The organism is Candidatus Xianfuyuplasma coldseepsis (assembly GCF_014023125.1).
GTDB lineage: Bacteria > Bacillota_I > Bacilli_A > Izemoplasmatales > Izemoplasmataceae > Xianfuyuplasma > Xianfuyuplasma coldseepsis.
The window spans coordinates 435,487-456,879 of record NZ_CP048914.1 but is presented as its reverse complement, the minus strand read 5'-3'; the positions used below and the strand labels follow the sequence as shown (position 1 = coordinate 456,879).

Below are 21,393 nucleotides of genomic sequence, written 5' to 3'. Positions count from 1 at the left end.
TTTTTCGATTTTGTATTTGAAAATTACACGTTTATGATAATATAGAAATGTAGAGATTTTTTAGGAGTGATACGAATGAGTAAATTAAAAGGTAACTTACTATATGGCCAATCCGGTGGACCAACCAGTGTCATCAATGCTTCGGCATATGGAGTCATCACTGAAGCCATTAAGAATACGGACGAAATTGAAGAAGTCTACGTTATGCGTCATGGGATTCAAGGTGCGCTTAACGAAGAGTTTTTTGCGATGACCAAACAAGATCCCGATCACATTGAGTTCTTGAAGCATACCCCCGGAAGTGCATTCGGTAGTGTGCGTTATAAAATGCTGGATTTCAAACAAGATGAAACCGACTATATCCGGTTGTTATACATTTTCCGTAAATACAATATCCGTTATTTCCTATACAATGGTGGAAATGATTCAATGGATACCTGTTATAAAATTGCGGAATATATGAAACACGTTGATTATGATATCGTTGTTGTCGGAATCCCAAAAACGATCGATAATGATCTACCGTTTACCGACCATACCCCAGGATACGGAAGCGCTGCAAAATACGTGGCCAATACGATGCAAGAAGTAGCTTATGATATGTTGGCCTATCCCAAAGGAAAAGTCACAATCGTAGAAATTATGGGACGCCACGCCGGATGGTTAACTGCTGCCGCAAGCTTGGCTTCGGTTACAGGATACGGACCGGACTTAATCTACCTACCCGAAGTTCCATTCTCAATTGAAAAATTCAAGGCTGATGTACGTCGGGTATATGGGGCTAACCATCAATGCTTGATTGCTGTTAGTGAAGGGTTAATCAATGAAGAAGGAATCTTAATCGGATCCAGTAGTGGTCTAAAAGATGCCTTTGGCCATTTCCAACTGGGTGGTGTCAGTTCCAAACTATCCAATATCTTAAACAGTGAAATGCGGATATCATCCCGAACAATTGAACTTGGGACAACACAACGTGCCGCTGCGCATATGCAAAGCCAAGTCGATGTTGATGAAGCGATTGAAGTGGGACGCCGGGCTGTACGGTATGCTGTCAAAGGTGAACATGGTGTCATGGTGACCATGACTCGCGTCAAAGGTGATGAATACAAAATTAAATATGGGAAACATCCATTAAGTGAAATCGCCAATGTCGAACGTACCATCCCCAAGACAATGATTAATGAAGATGGAAATGGTGTAACCCAGGAATTTATCGATTATGCATTGCCATTAATCAAAGGTCACAATACCCCGAAATTTAAGAATGGTTTGCAACAGTTTTCTACATTACAAGTGAACACTGTGGAATAACAAAAAGGAATGACTCGGTCATTCCTTTTTGTATGTCGGATTGAATAATGCGACGTTGTATTCCTGTAATGTGCCCGTCATGATCCCTTCAACAATCGCGGGATCACGGTTCATGATCGCTTCTGCGTCTTTGTCATCCTTGGCAGTAAACAATACAAGTCCATACGTATTGTTGTCTAATCCCGCCGTTTTTCCTGCAAGAATCAGTTGATTGTTTTTTTGCAAGCTTTGCAAGTGAGCAAAATGACGACCAATAATCGCTTCATCTTCGTCCGTCCAATTGTCTTCGACAAACAGTCGATCAACCAAGATTAATTTGTAGACATATTCCTTCATTATTTGTTTAATAAGACGTCTTGATAGTCTTTGTTGCGTTTAAAAGCAGTCACAGCATACGAACACACTGGGACAACTTTTAAGTTTTCCTCACGCGCCATATCAACAACTTTTTTCATTAACTTTGCGGCGATTCCTTGACCTCGTAAGGATGGATCGACAAAGGTGTGATCGACAATGATGACATTGTTTCCTCCATTTTTAAATGTAATATGGGCAATAAAATCTTGTTCTGATTCACCGATATAAAATTTACCTTTTCCACGTTTGATTTCCATATTCATACCTCCTATTACTTGTATTATACTATATAAAACTCTGGTTTGAAAACAAAGTGTTTTGTGATATAATTCTCTTTAAGAAGTTGAGGTGGTATCTATGCTCGCAGTACTTGTTAATGTCGCAGCCATCGTCATTGGCGGTTTGATTGGCTTGTTATTAAAAAAAGGAATTCCCAACCATGTCAAACGCGTGATTATGCAAGGGATTGGTCTTAGTGTTATCGTCATTGGAATGATGGGGGCGATGCAAACAAACAACGTCTTGTTGCTTGTGATTTCACTTGCTATTGGTGGTACCATTGGAGCATTGATTCAAATTGAGAAACGTCTCGATGATTTAGGGACGAAGATTGAAGACAAGTTCAGTCGTGAAGAAGGCTCCTTCGCCAAAGGATTTGTGACGGCTTCGCTGATCTACTGTGTTGGTGCCATGGCGATTTTAGGTAGTATTCAAGCTGGTGTACATCAGGATTATTCCACGTTGTTTGTGAAATCCATCTTAGATGGTGTCACTGCGATCATCTTCACCGCAACTCTCGGGTATGGCGTGATATTCTCAGCTATCCCTGTCTTGATTTATCAGGGAGCAATTGTCTTACTGGGTATCCAACTAGAACCGTTATTAATCAATGAACTTACAACGGAAATGGATGCTGTTGGGAATGTGATTATTATGGGCATTGGGATTACCCTTCTCGATATCAAAAAGATTCATGTCGGTGATTTACTACCAGCAATCTTTATTCCCGTAGTCTACTTTCTGATATTGCCCTATGTTCAAGATGTGATTCAATGGATATTTTAGACTGTGTATATTCAATACACAGTTTTTTTTGTATAATGAAATAAAGGAGGTGTTGGTATGAACGAACAACAACAATCACACAACAAAATCTATTCGTGCTTCTTTATGGATTTGTATGAGGATGAAGTGTTGTTACCAAACAATAAAAAAAGTACTAGAATCTACATCGAACACCCAGGAGCTGCTGCAGTATTACCGATAACAAATAACCACAAGGTACTCTTAATCAAGCAGTTTCGCTATCCCATCCACAAGGTAACCATTGAGATTCCCGCAGGTAAAAAAGATTCGCCAGATGAATCAGGATTGGACTGTGTTACAAGAGAACTCGAAGAAGAAACCGGGTATCAGGCAAAACGGTATGAAAAATTTATTGATATCCATAATTGTCTCGGATATAGCAACGAATTAATTGAACTCTTTTTCGCCTATGACATTTATCCAGTAGATAACCCAATCGAATCCGATGATGATGAGTTCATCGAATATTTTATCTGCGATCAAGAAGAAGTAGAGCATCTCCTAAAAACCAACAAAATCACCGATGCAAAAACGATTATTGCTTTACAAGAATATCTCCGGAGGTATCGCACATGAACATGATTCAACTCTCAAAAGACGATATTGATCAAACGCTATTATATGGTTTTGATCGCTATATGGAAACGACACAAGTATATTATATGAATGAAAACAAACTCGATATCAAAGACCTTCATTTCATCGAATCATGGGACAAGGACAAGCTAGAAGATATCGCGACGTACTTACACGATTGTACCTTGCGAGGTGGCGTTGTCATCGTTGTGAAAGATGGCGAACAAGTCATTGCCTTTGGCAATCTAGAACCCCATCTATACGATGACATGTACATTCATTTACCCTATATTCACGTATCGCGTCCATACCGTAACAAAGGAATAGGGAAGAAACTCTTTCAAGAACTTGAACACGCCGCCAAGAAACTCGGGGGGACAAAACTATATATCAGTACCCATCCCAGCGTTGAAGCACAGCAGTTCTATCAAGCGATTGGTTGCACCCTTGCAAAGCATATCATTCAGTCCATTTACGAACATGAACCCTATGATATTCAGCTGGAGAAGGAGTTATAACATGGATTACATTACCTATATCCGATCTCTTGTTGGAACCAACAAGATTGTACTGAATGCCGCAGCCGCAATCATTACCGATCACAACCATCGCATTTTACTCCAACTGCGTGGGGATGATCACACATGGGGGTTGCCGGGTGGCATCATGGAACTCGGTGAAACATTGGAAGAAACATGTGTCCGTGAAGTCTTTGAAGAAACCGGACTACACATCACAATTGATCGGTTATTAGGCCCCTACTACAATCGCAACAAAGTCTGGCCAAATGGCGATCAAGCACACGTAATCTGCTTTGTGTATCACGCTCAAGTAAGCAGAGGAAGTTTGACTATTGATGGAGACGAGACCCTTGATCTGAAGTACTTCAAATACAGTGAATTACCAGAGATTGGTGCAGTTGATCACAAACAAGCAATCGATGATTTTTTTGGTACAAATGAATAAAGTATGATACAATAAAAACAATTCATTTCAGGAGCACACTTATGGAAAAATCAAAACTAGACAAACGCCAAGATCGTCGTATGGCGATATTAAAACCACTTGTCCATATCTGGATGAAATTTGACATGAAATCAACATATCATTTTCATGGCGGCTTTGATCCAAAACGGAAGGAACCATATGTGCTATTAGGGAACCATACCTTTATGTTTGATGTGGTCCATGTACCACTACCGATCAAAAAACAACCATTTATTATTGCGTCACATAACTTGTTTGTCAAACAACCGACAAAGTTCTTATTATCCAAAATCGCTCATGCCATTCCCAAAACGAAGAGCGCAAGTGATATTCGCAGTGCCCGTGAGTTAATCGGAGCGGTACGGCGAGGCTACCCCATCTGTATCTTTCCTGAAGGAAATACAACGTTTAACGGTGAGACAACCTACATCGAAGAATCAACGATGAAACTGATTAAGAAACTCAAAATCGACGTTGTTACAGTACACTTCAAAGGTGGGTATCTCTCAAAACCTCGATGGGCAACTGGAAAGCGGAAGAATCGTCGGATTGATCTAACCTATGATATTGCGATACCCAAAGATAAAGTTAAAGATTTATCATTGCAAGAAATTAGTACAATCATCAACGATCGGTTGTACCACAACGATTATGAGTATCAACGCCAAGTGATGATTCCCCATCCTGGTAAGGAACTAGCAGAAGGATTAGAAAACATTCTCTATGTTTGTCCTGAGTGTCAATCATTCAGTGCGATTGAAACCAAAGGCAATGAGATTTGGTGTAACCACTGTCATACAAAAGGACATGTCAATAAGTATGGATTTATCGAAGGATTTACCTTTGACAACACCGTTGAATGGGATCACTGGCAACGACAATTTGATCAAGATTTACGCCGTCAAGTGATTACCTCTCCTTGTACGATGCAACTTGTTGATGATGACACCTTTGAATACGAACAACTAGGAGAAGGGACCATTACCTACAAAGATCACCAGTTCATCCTTGAAGGCGACTACAACGAAATCATTGATTGTAACGATATTAAAACGCCAATCATTACCTTGCGTCGTGATTTCAACTTTAATGTCGGAACCAAGCATTATTTAATCAAAACCCACAAATACGTCAGCAGCTTTTTACGTGCTGTACAAGAAAAATATTAGGAGTTTTTATGAGTCCATTTGAAATTTTGATGTTGGTTTGTTTTGGCGCTGCTTGGCCGACTTCCATCTATAAAAGCATCACCAGTAAAAGCATTGAAGGAAAAAGCGTACTATTTCTATATATCATCTTAAGTGGGTATTTATTTGGGATGCTACACAAATACTTTTTCCATATGGATTTTGTGATTGTTCTATACTTTGTTAACTTTTGCATGGTCTTTATTGACTTACTACTGTACTATCGAAACAAACGACTATTGACCTAAGAAATTGAGGTGATTCGATGGATGTAACCTTTTATGATTTAAACATTTTTTCCATCATTTTATTAGCATCATTATTAATTGTCATCTATTCGAAACATGAACTACACACCCTGCGTGGGCGTCTGTTTCGAATCTTGATCTTAACCGCGATTTTGATGCTAGTACTAGAAATTCACAGTTGGATCTACGATGGTCTTCCTGGTATTACAAACTATCGTGCCAATGTCTTTTTCAATACGGTTTTTACCATGCTTAGTACCCTAATTGTAGGAATCTGGGCGCTTTATATTGACTATGTCCTATTTAATAACGAACAACGACTCAAGAAAAACGCATGGTTCTATTTCGCCCCCGTTGTCATTACATCGATATTAGGTATCATCAATCTCTTCACCCCAATCTTGTTTGTGGTGAGTGATGACAATATCTATTCTCGTCTCCCCGGTATTTGGACAGGAGTTGTCCTGTCGTATGTCGTCTATATCTTTGTCTTAGTGATGGTCTTGAACGAACAAAAACGCTTGACATCCAACTTTATCATCGGCGTGATGATGTTCTTGATTTTACCGCTTGTTGCCGGTGTTATTCAAATTCAGTATTTGGGACTAACCTTAATCTGGCCATCGACAGCCATGGCCATTTTATTCTCCTATTTGTTATTTGAGACGACCTCATCGTCCCTCGATTATCTAACGGGAATCCATACGCGTGTTCGGGCAGAAGATTACATGAAAGGTCTGATGCGACGACGTCATCCCTTCACCATCATCATGATGGACATGGATGACTTCAAACAATTGAACGATACCTACGGTCATACATCTGGGGACAAGGCGTTAATTGAAATGGCAACAATCTTAAAACAAGTCTTTGAACGCAAAGACATTGTCGCTCGATATGGTGGTGACGAATTCATCGTGGTTACTGCAGGCGTCAACAAAGGACGAATCGAACTGATACGTAAAAACATATCAAACCACATGAAATCGAGTAAAAACAACTACATCAAAGAAGCCAAATTCAGTATGGGTGTCAGTTACTGTCAACAACCAACAAGTTGTACGATTGAAACATTGATGATTGAAGCCGACAACAATATGTATTTGGATAAAGCGAAACATAAAAACTTAAAACGACGTCAAAACGATCGTTAATACTCCAACCAACAAAGGACGTGATGACAATGGATGAATTAATCCGCTTACTATTACTCATTATTATTGGAGGATTTATTGGATACATTACCAATAAAGTCGCGATTAGAATGTTATTCCGCCCCGTCAATCCAGTGAATTTGGGACTGTTCACCTTACAAGGTGTATTCCCAAAACGAAAAGATCAAATGGCCATTTCACTCGCTGATACTATCGAACAGGAACTGTTAAGCAAAGAAGTGATTATGGATAAACTCCTCAATCCCGAAAAAATCGAACAGTTAAAAACAACGATCAAAGAATTATTAATTGATCGCGTTGCCGAGATGATTCCACCAATGGTTAAAATGTTTATGGGGGATAACCCCAAGGGATTAATCCAAAAAATACTCGACAAAGAAGGCGACAAAATCTTCGATGAACTGATCGAGAAATTAAAAGATGAAGGCATGAACAATCTCAATATTCGCGAAATTGTTAAAGACCGTATTGATTCACTCGATTTTATCGAGTTCGAACGTATCATCTTTGGATTAATGAAAAAGGAATTACGCTTTGTTGAAATCTTCGGACTATTCCTCGGAATGATCATTGGAGTTTTGCAATACGTTGTTACACTATTCGTGTGAACCTGCTCCCACCACTTAATCGATGATATGAAGTGGGAGCTTCTCGGGTAATGCACACTAGTGCGCGTAAATGGACCGAGCGATCGAGTCTGTCCCATACTCTTTATGTAAATATTCAGATAGACCTTGTGTCGCAATGTTGATTGCGGCATTCAGGTCTCTGTCCATCTGGTTTCCACAATCGCATGTATATTCTCTTTGTGAGAGTGGTATATCATGATAATCATCACATACACTACAGGTTTTGCTAGATGGATAATACTTGTTAATCTTGATGAGGGTTTTTCCCTCATCTTTTGTTTTATACTCTAGATATCTTGTAAAGGTTCCATACGATGTATCGGAGATGGACTTACGGAAATGCTTGGTTTTCGCTATTTCTTGTAAATCTAAATCTTCAATACATATCATATCATATTTGCTTACGAGATATCGTGATGCCTTGTGTAGAAAATCGTTCCGTTGATTCTTGATGTGTTGATGGATCCGTTGTACTTGTCGTTTCTGGATTTCCCATCGATGTGAACCTTTCTTTCTGCGTGATAGAACTCGTTGAGCTCTAGCTAATTTATCGAGAGAGTTCTTGAAGTACATAGGGTATTCGCCATAGGTGCCATCACTTCCGACATAGAGATGTCGTAATGAAAAGTCTAAACCAATGATACTGTTTCGTTTTATAGTTGGTGTTTCTTGTTCATACTGGATGCGAAGGGAGACATAATATTTCCCTGCTTCACGTTTTATGGTTGCTGCTTTTATGATGGATGTCTCTGGTAAAGGACGATGTAGTTTCATCTTAACCCATCCCAGTTTTGGTAACTTTAATTTCTTACCTTCTAGTCGGATATTGTTGCTTATGGTGTGAGTTGTATAGGACTGTACTGGATTATGTCTCGATTTCATTCGTGGTTTCTCATGAGTTCCCTTGAAGAAGTTTGTGAATGCGTTCTTCTGATTCAACCATGCTGTAGTGAGTGCTTGGGAATCCACTTCATACATATATTCATAAAAATGCTTTAGTGCTCCGGGATTTGTGTAAGAATGTGATTGTAGTAATCCCGGATACTCACGAAACATCTCATAGATTGTCTCACGTTCTGATAGTAATACATTCCACATTTGTCGAGTACACCCAAATGTTTTCTCAATGAGATCTTTCTGTTGCTTACTAGGTTTGATGCGATACACATATCCTCTTGTAATAGTAGACATATTCCACCACCTTTCTCCTTATACCTAATTATACTGTACGATAAATGGTAAAAACAGTCTTGACATAGGGATTTGTTAAAAAAGAAAAAGTGAACCTAGGTTATCATAATCACTTGACAAAACTAAAAACGTTAAACCTAAATCGTCGTTCCATTCATTTCCCACTTATCACAATATGATTGAAGAAGAAGTTTTCTGGAACACATTAGATAAAAAAATAACTCAATTAATGAGTTATTTTTTTAATGGATTTAGTTGTAAATTGAGCGTTTGTTCCAAACGATGTCCGACTTCAATTAAGCGCCCTTCTTCAAAATGATTCGCCATGAAGTAACTACCGATCGGCATCCCCTTCGAATCCAGTCCTAGGGGAATCGACAAGGTTGGGAATCCACACTCGGGACCAATGCTGGTATAGGGTAGTACGTACACTATATCAAGCTTGTGTTTCTTGAAGATGTCATGCACTGCTTTGGTTACATCAATACGTTCTTGAAGTGCATTGATGTACTCTTGTTCCACTAGTTTTCCACTGGTTTGATATTGTGCTTCTAGCAAGACATCTTGACCGTATTTCAAATTGTCTTTTTCATTGTTTTGATTGTACTTAATCATACCTTCTAATGTAATGTCGAGACCCTCATCACTGAAGTATTTATTGATCATCGTTTTAAACTCATACTTCATAATCGGATAGATTTGTTTCACCTCAGGTAACTCCATCTCCACCAGTTCATACCCAAGATTTTCTAGTTTTTTACAGGTTGCATCAAATACGTGTTGCTCATCTTCAGATACTTTTTCATATTGCTTCTTATCGATACCGATTCGTTTCACTTCTTTGGTATCTAAGAAAACGGTATAATCGATATTATTATGCGAATGCGTTAAGGTTACTGGGTCACTCGGATCATTGGTTTTCATACTGCTTAGTAGTGCCGCAACGTTGGCGACTGAAGGTCCCATCGGTCCAGCTGTATCCAGTGTCGAGGAAATCGGTACAATCCCACTACGTGAGACCAATCCAATCGTTGGTTTTAACCCGACAACACCATTCTTTTTCGAAGGAGACATAATGCTTCCACCTGTTTCCGTTCCAATGGCCACAGGTGCTAATTTTAGAGCCATACTTACCGCACTACCCGTGGAACTTCCACTGGGGTCTTCCTCGATATTCCAGGGGCATAGAACATACCCAGCAAGACTGGAAAAGCCATTGACACCGGTAAAGGTTTTAAAACAAGCAAGTTCCGTCAGATTGGTTTTACCCAAAATGATGGCTCCTTGCTGACGTAGATTCTGGACAAGAAACGAATCCTCTTTCGCATAGTGATTCGCCAAGATTCTCGCCCCAGCTGTGGTGGTTTGTTTATCCCCGGTATTGATGTTATCTTTGAGTAACACCGGAATCCCATGCATCATCGATCGCTCGGTTCCTTGTTGGCGCTCTAAATCAAGCACTTTCGCTTGATTCAACGCATCGGGATTTACCATGAAAACACTGTTGTATTTCGGATCTCCATGATCAATTGATGCAATTCGCTTCAAATAAAACAACGTTAACTCATGAGCGGTTAAACGTCCTTCGTTCATTGCGATTTGTAGTTCTGGAATCGTCATTTGTAACAGGTTCATACGCCACCTCCATTATGTGTTACTTTTATTATATCACTAGAACCTGTAATTCCTGTTGTAAATGTTTGTTGATTTTCCGTTTGTTTTGATATAATAGGGTCGGAAACGAGGTGGTTTGATGAAGGCGGATTTACATATGCATACAACCTATTCGGATGGACGATTGGATCCGAAAACTGTCATCAAACGAGCACAACAAGCGGGAATGGATTATATTGCCATTACCGATCATGACACCGTTGGTGATGTTGATGCGATGGTGGAATATGGACATCAAATTGGTATTGAAGTTATCCCTGGAATAGAATTATCCACCCTCTATCAAGGAAAAAGCGTCCATGTACTTGGTTACTTTCGTGATGATTCCTATCATCACCCAACGATGTTGGCGTACTACAAAGACATCAAAACCAAACGTGAAAAACGAGCAAAACGGATTATTGCGAAACTAAAAGACTATCACAATATTTATATTACATACGATGAAGTATATCAAAACGCACAGGGTATTATTGCCCGTCCCCATATTGCCAAAGCGATTATCGATCGGTACCCAGATTATAATCACGACCGGGTGTTTGATGAACTGATTGGCGATCATTGTAAAGCCTACGAACCCAGTGTTGAATTACCACTTTCCGATGGGATTCAATTGCTTCGGAAATTCAACTGTGTCGTTGTTTTGGCTCATCCCACACTACTAAAACCACACATAAAAGAAGCGGTTCTCACCCATGATTACGATGGCCTAGAGGCGACATACTATCGCAATAAAGATGGGGAAGAAGCGTTCTTTACCGAGCTTGCTACCTCACGGGGAATGATCATCACTGGTGGATCGGATTTTCATGGAATTAAGAATGACTCCAAACACGGAGATATCGGGGATATCTATATCGAAGGTGACGACTTGGATGCATTTCTAAATCTTCTAAAAAAAAGTCGACTGTAATGATACAAGAAACCAAAAAATATAGTATAATAATAGATACAAGACGTATGAAAGGATGTGTCGTATGAAAAATCGTGCTGTTGTAGAAACACTGCGCTACAAAGATCGAGGACAAATCGAATATCGAATCATGGAAGGGTTTGATGGTGAACAAGATTGTTTGGAACTCAAATACACCGATGACGAAAAAACCTTCTCGTGGGAATACTATTTTGCCGATGATCACAAATCAACATTGGAACACATTCAAGGCATTTCCTACGAAGAACTGAAAAAAGGATTTGTCGAAAACCTCAGTCACAATGGATACTATCTTCACAAAGGGGAATATCAATTACTCAAAGAAGCCATTGTTATTTTTGTGAGTCATAAGAAGTACATCATCGACATCTGTCAACTAAACGGACTTTGCTAACACCACATCCCATGTGGTGTTTTTCATAAGGAGGACACAATGAAAGATCAATTACAAGCCTTAGGATATCATGTGAAACGGAAGTACTTTGGCACCTACACCTATCAGATCACAAAGGATAATTTGACATACCATGTGTTGGTCTTACCAACATCTCGTTCGCATTTGGTTACGATCAACAGCAAATATATCTGGAATATTAAATCCGGTGCCATACAAGGGGCTCGTTTTGTTACCCGTTCGGTAAAAACAATTAAGATGAACGAGTTTCTGAAATTACAAAATCCCATCGTGGTCTTTAAAAACAGTCCCTACAAAATCTTAAAATACATCAACGAATCGGAAGTGGTTGATATTACAACATCACTCGACGCTCATGACCTCACAATCCTTCCCACAAAACAATCGATTGTACCATGGTTAAAATCACAAGGAACAAACTGCTGAGTTGTTCCTTTTTTTTTGAATTAGTGTTATAATCAAACCATAAGGCAGGTGGTACAATGAACATCGTTATCACGGGTTTTGGGTCGTTCTTATCGAATGATCAAAACCCGACGAAGAAAATCCTATCGATGCTACCATCATCAATCGATGGTCATCGAGTCATTCCGCTTGAGTTACCAGTACGTTTTGATACCTGTTTTGAACCACTTAAACATGCCATTGATACGGTTGATCCAGAGATTATCATCATGCTTGGACTTGCGGGAGGACGAACGGCGATTGCCCCTGAACGAATCGCGATCAATAGAAACGATTCGAAACACCCCGATAACGATGGACGTAAACCACAGAATCAATCCATTATAGAAAGTGGAGAAAATGCTTATTTTTCCACCTTGCCAATCGATTCATTTGTCACAGAGTTAGAAGCAAAGGATATTCCCTGCAAGATATCAAACACAGCGGGACTCTATGTCTGTAACAATGTGTTCTATCACACAATGCATTATTTAAAACAAAAAAGTAAATTAGCAAAAGCCGGGTTTATTCATGTACCTTTCATGGATGAACAAAACAAACCAAAGGAGGCATTCAGTCTCCCCTTAGAAACCATATATAATGGAATTATGTTATGTATTAAAGTCACGATACGAAAGGAAATGGGATTATGACACTAGAACAATTTGAAGTAAAAGGTAAAAATAATCTTACGTTAAAAGGCATATGTGTACTGCCGAAAAAAGACCCGAAAGCAATCATCCAAATTTTCCACGGAATGGGCGAACATAAAAATCGCTATATTCCCTTTATGCAGTTTATGGCAGATCATGGATACGCACTGTATGCCCATGATCATCGCAAACATGGTGAAAGTGTAACCGAAGAAGATGGCTATGGTATTTTTGAATCCACCGATACGTGGTACGATGTATTGGATGACTGCTACAGTGTATCGCGAAAAATCCTGAAAGATTTTCCGGGTAAGAAGTTGATTATTATGGGACACTCCATGGGAAGCGTAATTGCCCGTGAGTTCATTGCGAAAAATCCCTTGGTACCACAAGCGGCCATCATTATGGGAACCGTTCCTGTGATGACACCGATGAAAGCATTTGTACCCAAGACCCTGGCCAATATTATTGGACTCTTCAAAGGAAAAAAACGCAGTCCATTTCTTGCCGGTGTTGTGAATAAACCATTGATCGCGACCTATGAAAATCCACGAACACCATTTGATTGGTTAACCCACGATGAATCAATTGTCGATCAGTACATTGAAGATCCACTTTGTGGTTACGCCTATAGCGCACAATTCTATAAAGAATTTATCGGCGCATTGGCAACTGTCAATAAGTCCAGTTTAATTATGCGCACCAAAGACATCCCGATTCTCTTTATCAGTGGTATCGAAGATCCTGTTGGTGAGATGGGTGAAGGTGTCAAAACAATCTATGAGTTGTATAACGGACACGGATATACAAACCTAACACTCAAACTCATTGAGAACGCTCGTCATGAAGTTCTAAACGAAATAAACAAAAATATAACATACGAGGAAATCCTTGTATGGTGCGATGCAGCCATTGTGTAAAATCGAAAGGGTCATATATGACCTTTTTCTTTTGGAAAGGACTTGATAGACTTTTGGTAGTATAAGATAAATATTCAAAGGGCAAATACAGGGAAACTTGTAGACGCAAAGTTCCAGAGCTACGGTAAATACTATGCTGGCTGAACCGCAATATTTATAAGGGAGACTATTTGGTTTATTTAAGCAAATAATCTTTTTCTGTATATTGTGAAGCGTATAACGTCCTTCGAATGAAGGGCGTTTTTATTTAGCTTATACCACCATACTTAAGAGGAGGATTTTATGAGTGAGAAACCAAAAGGATCATTCAACGTTGGCGTGGATCTCGGAACCTCAAACCTTCTAATTTATGTCGAAGGACGAGGAACGATCTTCAACGAACCATCCTACATTGCTGTTGACAAGGCAACGAAACAAGTTGTATCTGTCGGATTTGATGCAGCCGAACTGGTTGGTAAGGTACACGACAAAGTTGAAGTGGTGAAACCACTGCAAGGTGGTGTCATCAGTGATGTGAGCATGATTCGCGAGATCTTAAATTTTACATTTGATCAACTATTCGTGAACAGTTCACAACAAATTAACAAGTTGTTGATTTGTATCCCATCCGAAATCACCGAAACCGAAAAAGCTGCGATTTTGCAGCTCGGTGAAGAGCTTGGTATAGACGATACCAAAATTGATGAGGAAATCAAAGCAGCAGCGATTGGTAGTGGTGTGGACATCTACACCCCAAGTGGACATCTTGTTGTCGACCTTGGTGGTGGAACAACCGATTTCGGTGTTCTAAGTTTAGGTGACGTCGTCCTATCGAAAAGTATCAAAGTAGCTGGGGATTACTTTGATAAACAAATTAGTGATTATGTCAAAGAGAAACACAAACTTGAAATTGGACCCCAAACGGCTGAAAAAGCTAAAATTGCGCTGGCTAGTTTAACGGGGGACATGCCCAAAGACGAATCAGGTAAACCACTGACATTCGACGTCATGGGACGTGATCTCGTCAGTGGGTTACCCAAGAAAGTAACACTCGAAGCATCAGAAATTCGGACGATTCTATTGGATGCATTCGAAGCCGTAAAAGCAACACTAATTGCAACGCTTGAAACCACGCCCCCAGAACTTGCGGGTGACTTGGTTGATAATGGCATCATCGTCACCGGTGGTGGCGCAAAAATCAAAGGCATCAAAGACTATATCGAACAGGCAACCAATGTAGAGGTTCATATTTCTCCGACCCCGTTAACCGATGTGGTAGACGGAACGAAGAAATTGTTAAAAATCAATAAAAACCACTACTTTGGTGAGTTTTAGGAGGGACCTTTATGGCAGAAAAATATGGATTAGGTATTGATCTCGGTACCGCAAATTTACTGGTGTTCCTCGAGAAAAAAGGAATCATCTTTAATGAACCTAGCGTGATTGCCTTTGATCGTGAGAGTGGCCAGATTGTTGCAGCTGGTAAAGACGCTCACAAAATGCTGGGAAAAGTACATGATAAAATCAGTGTGATTAAGCCACTAAAAAGTGGTGTCATCAGTGATATGAAAGCCGCCAAGGCATTACTAACATATGTATTACAGGAAGTGGAAAACCTGACCGAAAAAGATTTGACAAACACCTCTTGTGTGATGTGTTGTCCAAGTGAGGTTACCAAAATCGAACGAGACATCATCAGTGAACTGGCCATGAACATGGGTATTTCCGATGTCTTAATCGATGAAGAAATCAAGGCAGCTGCTCTGGGTGCCAACCTCGATATCTTTCAATCAAAAGGGATCATGATGGTTGACATCGGCGGGGGTACAACGGATGTCGGTGTATTATCCTTTGGAGATATTGTGTTATCCCGGACGATCCGCATGGCAGGAAATTACATCGACACCGAGCTCGCCAAACTCGTCAAACAAAACGACAAAGTTGAAATTGGGGAGTTGACAAGTGAAAACGCCAAAATTGAACTTGCTGATTTGCGCAAAGACGCAAAATTAAAAGTGAATCGCTACGCCGGACGTGACATTGTCCGTGGTATTCCAAAATGGGTTGATATTTCTAGTACCGATGTCAAACAAGTACTAGAACCGACCTACGATGAAGTCGTCAAACTCATTTCTGCAGTCTTAAAGGACACTCCACCGGAATTATCGGCTGATATTTTCGAACATGGAATCTATCTAACCGGTGGTGGAAGTCTAATCAAAGGTGTCGAGGAATACATCAGTGATCGCATCAAAGTACCGGTAAAAGTTGTCCATAATCCGCTTACATGTGTAGCGGAAGGCTCCAAGTATTTACTAAAAAATCGCGGTGATTATTTAGTGAATCCATTGAAACTATAAGAGGTGATTATTGTGGCTAATAAAACCAATAAAAAATACATCAAAATCGGCGTCGATCTCGGTACCGCGAACCTACTCGTCTATGTTGATGGTGAAGGAATCATCTTTAATGAACCAAGTGTTATCGCGATGGAATACGCATCCAACGATGTCATCGCAACCGGCTTTAACGCGGCCCGTATGATCGGCCGTGGCCATCATGGTATTAAAATCGTTAGTCCTTTGAATCAAGGGGTTATTAGCGATATGGATGCGGCGAAGAAATTGATTGAAATCGCTGTTCATAAAGCGGAAACGATCGATGTGAATTTACAAACGTCGACATTGCTCATCTGTTGTCCAAGTGAAGTGACCCAGATTGAACGCGATGCCCTCATTGATCTCGCCCATAATCTTGGCGTACCGGACGTCTTTATCGAAGAAGAAGTCAAAGCCGGAGGCATTGGCGCTGGTCTTGATATATACGATAGTGTCGGATCCATGGTAATTGATATTGGCGGAGGGTCCACCGACATCGGTGTCCTCAGTCTAGGAGACATTGTTGTGAGTGAATCGATTCGCATCGCCGGGAATTACTTAGATCAAGAAATCATTAATTACTTACAGTATGAAAAAGGAATACTAATCGGTAAGAAAACCGCGCAACGTATCAAAGAAGAAATCGGAACGTTGCGGCAAGAAATAGTTGAAGAGAAAGAAACCTATGCCAACGGACGCGACATTGTCACCGGTTTACCACGACGCATTACGGTAACGCAAACAGAAGTTCGAGACATCTTTGTCGAACCGTTCCGTGCCATTGCCAATGCTGTTCTTAAAGTGTTGCAAAACACCCCACCAGAGTTATCCGCAGATATTATTAAAAGTGGAATGCTTGTCAACGGTGGCTGTGCCCTTATCGATGGTGTAGATGAATTTCTATTCAACGAAATCGGACTGGATGTTCACATCGCCAAAAACCCACTTACTGCGATTGTGGAAGGAACGAAAGTACTACTGCAAAATCGAGGAAATTACTACGTGAAACCCGTTGATTAATCCATGATTAAAAACCGTAAGGTCTATCTTGGCCTTCTCGTGGTATTGTTCTGGATCGTCATCAACTCCATCCTCACAGATAACCTCATGATGATGATCCTCAGCATCCTCGGTATCGTTCTTGTCATCATTCAAATCCGTGTCAACGAAGATATCAAACTCGTCATTGTCAAAAACAAAATCAAACGGAAATACATGAATAAAGACATGCACAATTACTACGTCATGTTCCTAGAAATCACCAATCTCTCTACCTTTAGTCAGTTCTATGACATGACCTTACATGATCGATTGGTCCATGACGTACACCACATCCTGCAAAAACTATTTGCCCAACGTGTCTACTTATACAACACCCACCAGTTTGTCATTGTGCATGAATTTCAACATACAACCGTCATTAACCAACGATTACGGAATGAAGAACAACAACGGATGCTTGCTTATGTCTATCGTAAACTCTCCAGTCATAAATTTACTGGCGAACGTCCCGATGTCTTCTATCATATCAAACTCAAAGCAGGAACGGGATCGATGGGAATCCGCGGTGATTACAACACGATTACCGACATGATTCAGCTCGCGTATTTCACGATGCTACAAGCTAAACAAACAACAGTGAACTACCTTGTTGCAACCGAAGAAACGCGGTTGATCAAAACCGATATGGATGAGTTCAATCAAGAGCTCGAAAAGGGATTGGAATACGATGAAATTGTACCGTATTTTCTACCGATTATTCACCCCGGTACAATGAAAGTCATCGGCTGTGAAAGTCTACTCCGTTGGGAAAAGAATGAGTATCGCATTATTGAAGCCGCCAAATTTAAACAAGTAGCTATGGAAAAAAACTTGTTTGAACAACTCGATCAAACGATTATCACAAAATCCTTTCAAAGTTACCAAAAATGGTTACAAGATGATCTGATTGACGACGACTTCAAGATGACAATAAACGTCGGTATGCAAACACTGAACTACCTCCATGCATCCTCACTAATTAAACTTGCTCAAACCTATGGTATTAACCCAAGTAACATCGAAATCGATATCTCGGAGCACGAGATGTCAAATCTCGATACCCTCGATGTTATCGTCAAGTTGAAAGACGCTGGGTTCAGTGTTGCAATGGATGCATTTCAGGCAAACAATCAAATCCTAGAGTTGTTAAGTCGGATGCCGATTGACACATTAAAACTCGATCGTCATCTCCTCCCAACCACTGAAGACGATATCGACCGAATCAAATTTTACAAATTAATCATAAAACTATCGCAAGTTCTCGGATACAAAATCATGGCGAAAGGAGTTGAGAATAAGATTCAATTGGAACTTGCCAAAGAATTACAAGTAAATTATATTCAAGGGTACTACATCACCCCACCTCTAAACGATATGAGAATCCGTGGATTCTTGAATAAATATCATCGTAGTATCCTTGAGTAAAGTATGGAAAGGGACGTAAGTTCCTTTCTTTTTACATAGAATTTTTATGATTTAATACTGTCATTTATGTTTCAGTATGGTACAATAATAATAAGGGTTAATAAGGAGGAATATTCATGCCAAGAACAAAAGAAGAACTGCAAAAAATCGTTGAAAAACAGTTTAGTTCCGTCACAAAAGAGGAATTAAACGTTTATGATAATGCCAAGAAACTACTTGAAGCATTTAAGAAAGATACCAAAGCCTTAGAAACAGCGTATAAAAAAACAATCAAGGAATTAGATCAAGAAGATAAAATAATCGAGGCATCATTCAAATCGGATCTTAGTGTGCTCGAGAAAGAATTAAAAGAAGCGCTCCAAAAACTAGACAGTCAAAAACAACAAGCCATTGATTTGTGTGTTCAAGAAATCGAGAAACATCAACGTGAATTAGAAGCCGCAATCACCGATCATGAAAAACAAGTTTTAGCGTCCGAAAAAGACCATCAAAAAGCGTTGAAATCACTCGAGAAAGAATTGCAAAAAAATCTTGATGCATCTGTAAAGAATATTGAAGCCATTAATGAAAAAAGTGGGAAAGACCAAGCGTCTTTCGACCAAAAAATTAATGATTTAAAAGCGAAATATGAAGCAAAGGTAGAAACCCTACTTGAAAAAGAGAAAACTAAACTAGCAAAACTTCAAGAATCGTTTAACAAAAAAGTAGAATCCATTCATGAGCAAATTAAGAAAGAACAAGATGCACACACCAAAAAAGTCGTCACCAAGAAAACCGTCTATGAAGAAGAACTTGCTGAAATTGATGAAAAGATGGAGTATGACAAAAGTGAATTTGATCGCAAACATCAAAGCATCAAAGATGCTGTAGATAAACGGATTCAAGTTCGGGAAAAACATTTACAACGCGCCATTGCTGAAAATGACAACCGTTCGGCAAAACAACATAAGAAAGACATTGCTAAATTCCGAAAAGAAGCCGATAAAGACTTAATTGTATTAGAGAAAAATTACGACAAAAAGAAAAAAGAATCGATCGACTATCGTACCAAGTTCATGAAAGAATTTGTTCAAGACTTAGAAGATCTGCAAAAGGAATTTGCGAAATATAAAGAAGACAAACAACTCGATATTGATCAACTTCAGTTTGCTCATAATAACGACTTGGAACAAGTCAAATTGGACTTTGAACAAGACCGTGCTGACGAACTGAACAAGTTTAACAGTAGCTTTGCTCAAATCCGTGAAAAACAAGAACAAGTACTCTATGAAAAAGATTTGGCTATTGCCAAAGAAGAATTACAACAAGATCTTCTCAACGCCGAATATGTTCAAGCGCGAGATACCGCTATCGAAGAGGTTAAGTTAACGGCTGAAGAACAAGTTAAGGCCAAACTGTTCTTGGAATTGGAACAACATAAAGCCGTCAAACTTTCTGAAAAAAGACGCGATGAAACGATTCGTACACTCGCAAATGAAGCAGACCTTTTAGACATTGAATATACGAATAAGAAAGCCGTTCTAGAAGCCGATAAACAAGCAGAACATCACCATGTTCAAGATAAACGCAACAACGCTCTACAAGAAGAGTTTGTCGCTTATCAAGAACAATTATCACCGTTATATACGAAACGAGTGGAAGATATTCTTGCGTATGAAACAGCAGAAGTAAACAATCGCTTAGCCCTCAAAATGGAGGTCTATGAATCATCGCAAATAGAACTCGATAAAACCTATAAACTTCTCGAAGAAAAAGTGGATGCTGAATTTACTTTAGAAGCATCGTTCTACGAAGAACAAATTCAAGATATTGCCGGTGATAAACAAGATGCATTTAATGCGTTTGTCGAGCAAAATGAAAAAGAGTTGTTGGAACTCCAAGCTCAAATTGATTCGTTGACAACCCTTCAAGACCGCAAAGAAAGAAAACAATTGGAATCCACCTACCAACGTAAGAAACAAGCGTTCACCGATGAAAAAGCACATCGTGAACGTGAACTCGAAACGCTTGTTGGACCCTATCAAGATGGGTTGGCTGATGTCTTAGATCGCAAGGACAAAGCCGTGAAAGATATTCGCGAGTTGCATCAAGCTGCAACGAAGGATATCACGGATCACCTAACGGTATTAAAAGAACACAGTGCAGCTGAGTTAGCTCTTGCAAAAACCAATCTCGACCATATTACATCCGCCTTTAATCAATTCGGATTACAACTCGCTTCACGACGGGAACAACAATCCTCGATGCACAAATCTTATCTTGATCAGCAACTAGCGATTGAAGACAAACGTAAACAACAAGCCGCGACCGTCATGGAACGTTCACGTGAGTTGTTATTGCAACAACTCGAGGAAGACAAACAACAACTACAACAAGAAGAACAAGCGTTCCTTGCTGAAGTTAAATCGAAAGTGCAAACTGAAGAAGCCCGTGTCGAAGCCGTGAAACAAGCAGTTGAAGAAGCGGTTGCAGCCATCAAGGCCGTTGCGAATGAAGCCATTGCTGCTGGGAACAACACACTTACCAGTAAGAAAAATGACCTCGACCAAGCTCTCAATCAAGAACTTAATCAAATCAATACAACTTTGCAAACTCAAGTGGCTGATTACAATCAAGTAACCGCGGATGTGAAAAAACGCAAACAAGCATCCTCATCCTTGTTGGAATCAGAACAAAAACGAGTCAAGAAAGACTCCGATGTTCGTCTCAAAGAAGCCTACACAAAAATCGAAGCAGAACACCAAACCTTACTTGAAACTATGACACAGTAATTGAATAGGACT

The 21,393-nt window shown here is 39.8% G+C and carries 23 protein-coding genes and 1 riboswitch; of the genes, 19 read left to right on the top strand and 4 right to left on the bottom strand.

The features are described 5' to 3' along the window. The first annotated feature begins 75 nt into the window (after nt 1–75). Nucleotides 76–1,311 carry a 6-phosphofructokinase gene (locus G4Z02_RS02065; RefSeq protein WP_258878200.1) on the top strand — a complete coding sequence of 412 codons (1,236 nt, stop codon included), beginning with the start codon at nt 76–78 and terminating at the stop codon, nt 1,309–1,311. Between the two features lie 18 nt (nt 1,312–1,329). Here G4Z02_RS02065 and G4Z02_RS02060 read toward each other — a convergent pair whose 3' ends face one another. Together G4Z02_RS02060 and G4Z02_RS02055 are read right to left on the bottom strand one after the other, a co-directional pair. Then, entirely contained in the window at nt 1,330–1,647 is a 318-nt protein-coding gene (locus G4Z02_RS02060; protein ID WP_258878199.1) for a YciI family protein, read from the bottom strand. Beyond that, nucleotides 1,647–1,925: a GNAT family N-acetyltransferase gene (locus G4Z02_RS02055; RefSeq protein ID WP_258878198.1), complete on the bottom strand. Its 279-nt coding sequence runs from the start codon at nt 1,923–1,925 to the stop codon at nt 1,647–1,649. The genes G4Z02_RS02060 and G4Z02_RS02055 overlap by 1 nt, the downstream gene beginning before the upstream one ends. A gap of 100 nt (nt 1,926–2,025) precedes the next feature. Between G4Z02_RS02055 and G4Z02_RS02050 the strand changes: the two genes are divergently transcribed. The 8 genes from G4Z02_RS02050 to G4Z02_RS02015 are packed head-to-tail and all read left to right on the top strand — an operon-like array spanning nt 2,026 to nt 7,535. Then, on the top strand, nt 2,026–2,733 hold the full coding sequence (locus G4Z02_RS02050; protein WP_258878197.1) for a DUF554 domain-containing protein: 708 nt from the start codon (nt 2,026–2,028) through the stop codon (nt 2,731–2,733). 57 nt (nt 2,734–2,790) lie between these two features. Next, nucleotides 2,791–3,330, top strand: coding sequence for an NUDIX domain-containing protein (locus tag G4Z02_RS02045; RefSeq protein ID WP_258878196.1), 540 nt, complete (start codon nt 2,791–2,793; stop codon nt 3,328–3,330). After that, nucleotides 3,327–3,848, top strand: a complete 522-nt coding sequence (locus G4Z02_RS02040; protein WP_258878195.1) for a GNAT family N-acetyltransferase — start codon at nt 3,327–3,329, stop codon at nt 3,846–3,848. Before G4Z02_RS02045 ends, G4Z02_RS02040 begins: the two co-directional genes overlap by 4 nt. Nucleotide 3,849: 1 nt before the next feature. After that, the gene (locus tag G4Z02_RS02035; RefSeq protein ID WP_258878194.1) at nt 3,850–4,296 is read left to right on the top strand and encodes an NUDIX hydrolase; all 447 of its coding nucleotides are present in this window, start codon (nt 3,850–3,852) and stop codon (nt 4,294–4,296) included. A 41-nt stretch (nt 4,297–4,337) separates the two neighbouring features. Continuing rightward, complete coding sequence (locus tag G4Z02_RS02030; RefSeq protein ID WP_258878193.1) at nt 4,338–5,486, top strand: lysophospholipid acyltransferase family protein; 1,149 nt, start codon at nt 4,338–4,340, stop codon at nt 5,484–5,486. A gap of 8 nt (nt 5,487–5,494) precedes the next feature. Continuing rightward, nucleotides 5,495–5,752 carry a hypothetical protein gene (locus G4Z02_RS02025; RefSeq protein WP_258878192.1) on the top strand — a complete coding sequence of 86 codons (258 nt, stop codon included), beginning with the start codon at nt 5,495–5,497 and terminating at the stop codon, nt 5,750–5,752. 17 nt (nt 5,753–5,769) lie between these two features. Then, nucleotides 5,770–6,906 carry a GGDEF domain-containing protein gene (locus G4Z02_RS02020; protein ID WP_258878191.1) on the top strand — a complete coding sequence of 379 codons (1,137 nt, stop codon included), beginning with the start codon at nt 5,770–5,772 and terminating at the stop codon, nt 6,904–6,906. A gap of 29 nt (nt 6,907–6,935) precedes the next feature. After that, a complete protein-coding gene (locus tag G4Z02_RS02015; RefSeq protein WP_258878190.1) occupies nt 6,936–7,535 on the top strand; it encodes a DUF445 domain-containing protein in 600 nt (199 codons plus the stop codon). A 57-nt stretch (nt 7,536–7,592) separates the two neighbouring features. Here G4Z02_RS02015 and G4Z02_RS02010 read toward each other — a convergent pair whose 3' ends face one another. Then, complete coding sequence (locus G4Z02_RS02010) at nt 7,593–8,747, bottom strand: transposase (protein WP_258878189.1); 1,155 nt, start codon at nt 8,745–8,747, stop codon at nt 7,593–7,595. A gap of 234 nt (nt 8,748–8,981) precedes the next feature. After that, complete coding sequence (locus tag G4Z02_RS02005; RefSeq protein WP_258878188.1) at nt 8,982–10,382, bottom strand: amidase family protein; 1,401 nt, start codon at nt 10,380–10,382, stop codon at nt 8,982–8,984. A 118-nt stretch (nt 10,383–10,500) separates the two neighbouring features. Between G4Z02_RS02005 and G4Z02_RS02000 the strand changes: the two genes are divergently transcribed. From G4Z02_RS02000 to G4Z02_RS01955, 10 genes are all read left to right on the top strand, one after another. Next, the gene (locus G4Z02_RS02000; protein ID WP_258878187.1) at nt 10,501–11,334 is read left to right on the top strand and encodes a PHP domain-containing protein; all 834 of its coding nucleotides are present in this window, start codon (nt 10,501–10,503) and stop codon (nt 11,332–11,334) included. A 64-nt stretch (nt 11,335–11,398) separates the two neighbouring features. Next, on the top strand, nt 11,399–11,749 hold the full coding sequence (locus G4Z02_RS01995; protein ID WP_258878186.1) for a hypothetical protein: 351 nt from the start codon (nt 11,399–11,401) through the stop codon (nt 11,747–11,749). 39 nt (nt 11,750–11,788) lie between these two features. After that, complete coding sequence (locus G4Z02_RS01990) at nt 11,789–12,196, top strand: hypothetical protein (protein ID WP_258878185.1); 408 nt, start codon at nt 11,789–11,791, stop codon at nt 12,194–12,196. A 56-nt stretch (nt 12,197–12,252) separates the two neighbouring features. Next, the gene (locus G4Z02_RS01985) at nt 12,253–12,867 is read left to right on the top strand and encodes a pyroglutamyl-peptidase I (protein WP_258878184.1); all 615 of its coding nucleotides are present in this window, start codon (nt 12,253–12,255) and stop codon (nt 12,865–12,867) included. Next, nucleotides 12,864–13,787, top strand: a complete 924-nt coding sequence (locus G4Z02_RS01980; RefSeq protein WP_258878183.1) for an alpha/beta fold hydrolase — start codon at nt 12,864–12,866, stop codon at nt 13,785–13,787. The genes G4Z02_RS01985 and G4Z02_RS01980 overlap by 4 nt, the downstream gene beginning before the upstream one ends. Before the next feature lie 70 nt (nt 13,788–13,857). After that, a riboswitch (cyclic di-GMP riboswitch) is annotated at nt 13,858–13,940 on the top strand. A 129-nt stretch (nt 13,941–14,069) separates the two neighbouring features. Continuing rightward, entirely contained in the window at nt 14,070–15,101 is a 1,032-nt protein-coding gene (gene mreB, locus G4Z02_RS01975; protein WP_258878182.1) for a rod shape-determining protein, read from the top strand. An 11-nt stretch (nt 15,102–15,112) separates the two neighbouring features. Then, complete coding sequence (gene mreB / locus G4Z02_RS01970; protein WP_258878181.1) at nt 15,113–16,126, top strand: rod shape-determining protein; 1,014 nt, start codon at nt 15,113–15,115, stop codon at nt 16,124–16,126. Nucleotides 16,127–16,138: 12 nt separating this feature from the next. Further along, on the top strand, nt 16,139–17,164 hold the full coding sequence (gene mreB, locus G4Z02_RS01965; protein WP_258878180.1) for a rod shape-determining protein: 1,026 nt from the start codon (nt 16,139–16,141) through the stop codon (nt 17,162–17,164). Nucleotides 17,165–17,167: 3 nt separating this feature from the next. Next, nucleotides 17,168–18,610, top strand: coding sequence for an EAL domain-containing protein (locus G4Z02_RS01960; RefSeq protein ID WP_258878179.1), 1,443 nt, complete (start codon nt 17,168–17,170; stop codon nt 18,608–18,610). A gap of 116 nt (nt 18,611–18,726) precedes the next feature. After that, on the top strand, nt 18,727–21,381 hold the full coding sequence (locus tag G4Z02_RS01955; protein ID WP_258878178.1) for a coiled-coil domain-containing protein: 2,655 nt from the start codon (nt 18,727–18,729) through the stop codon (nt 21,379–21,381). Nucleotides 21,382–21,393 lie beyond the last annotated feature (12 nt).

Coding starts and splice junctions, on each gene's coding strand:
- G4Z02_RS02065 (WP_258878200.1), top strand. CDS start 76: ATGAGTAAATTAAAAGGTAACTTACTATATGGCCAATCCGGTGGACCA.
- G4Z02_RS02060 (WP_258878199.1), bottom strand. CDS start 1,647: ATGAAGGAATATGTCTACAAATTAATCTTGGTTGATCGACTGTTTGTC.
- G4Z02_RS02055 (WP_258878198.1), bottom strand. CDS start 1,925: ATGGAAATCAAACGTGGAAAAGGTAAATTTTATATCGGTGAATCAGAA.
- G4Z02_RS02050 (WP_258878197.1), top strand. CDS start 2,026: ATGCTCGCAGTACTTGTTAATGTCGCAGCCATCGTCATTGGCGGTTTG.
- G4Z02_RS02045 (WP_258878196.1), top strand. CDS start 2,791: ATGAACGAACAACAACAATCACACAACAAAATCTATTCGTGCTTCTTT.
- G4Z02_RS02040 (WP_258878195.1), top strand. CDS start 3,327: ATGAACATGATTCAACTCTCAAAAGACGATATTGATCAAACGCTATTA.
- G4Z02_RS02035 (WP_258878194.1), top strand. CDS start 3,850: ATGGATTACATTACCTATATCCGATCTCTTGTTGGAACCAACAAGATT.
- G4Z02_RS02030 (WP_258878193.1), top strand. CDS start 4,338: ATGGAAAAATCAAAACTAGACAAACGCCAAGATCGTCGTATGGCGATA.
- G4Z02_RS02025 (WP_258878192.1), top strand. CDS start 5,495: ATGAGTCCATTTGAAATTTTGATGTTGGTTTGTTTTGGCGCTGCTTGG.
- G4Z02_RS02020 (WP_258878191.1), top strand. CDS start 5,770: ATGGATGTAACCTTTTATGATTTAAACATTTTTTCCATCATTTTATTA.
- G4Z02_RS02015 (WP_258878190.1), top strand. CDS start 6,936: ATGGATGAATTAATCCGCTTACTATTACTCATTATTATTGGAGGATTT.
- G4Z02_RS02010 (WP_258878189.1), bottom strand. CDS start 8,747: ATGTCTACTATTACAAGAGGATATGTGTATCGCATCAAACCTAGTAAG.
- G4Z02_RS02005 (WP_258878188.1), bottom strand. CDS start 10,382: ATGAACCTGTTACAAATGACGATTCCAGAACTACAAATCGCAATGAAC.
- G4Z02_RS02000 (WP_258878187.1), top strand. CDS start 10,501: ATGAAGGCGGATTTACATATGCATACAACCTATTCGGATGGACGATTG.
- G4Z02_RS01995 (WP_258878186.1), top strand. CDS start 11,399: ATGAAAAATCGTGCTGTTGTAGAAACACTGCGCTACAAAGATCGAGGA.
- G4Z02_RS01990 (WP_258878185.1), top strand. CDS start 11,789: ATGAAAGATCAATTACAAGCCTTAGGATATCATGTGAAACGGAAGTAC.
- G4Z02_RS01985 (WP_258878184.1), top strand. CDS start 12,253: ATGAACATCGTTATCACGGGTTTTGGGTCGTTCTTATCGAATGATCAA.
- G4Z02_RS01980 (WP_258878183.1), top strand. CDS start 12,864: ATGACACTAGAACAATTTGAAGTAAAAGGTAAAAATAATCTTACGTTA.
- mreB (WP_258878182.1), top strand. CDS start 14,070: ATGAGTGAGAAACCAAAAGGATCATTCAACGTTGGCGTGGATCTCGGA.
- mreB (WP_258878181.1), top strand. CDS start 15,113: ATGGCAGAAAAATATGGATTAGGTATTGATCTCGGTACCGCAAATTTA.
- G4Z02_RS01960 (WP_258878179.1), top strand. CDS start 17,168: ATGATTAAAAACCGTAAGGTCTATCTTGGCCTTCTCGTGGTATTGTTC.
- G4Z02_RS01955 (WP_258878178.1), top strand. CDS start 18,727: ATGCCAAGAACAAAAGAAGAACTGCAAAAAATCGTTGAAAAACAGTTT.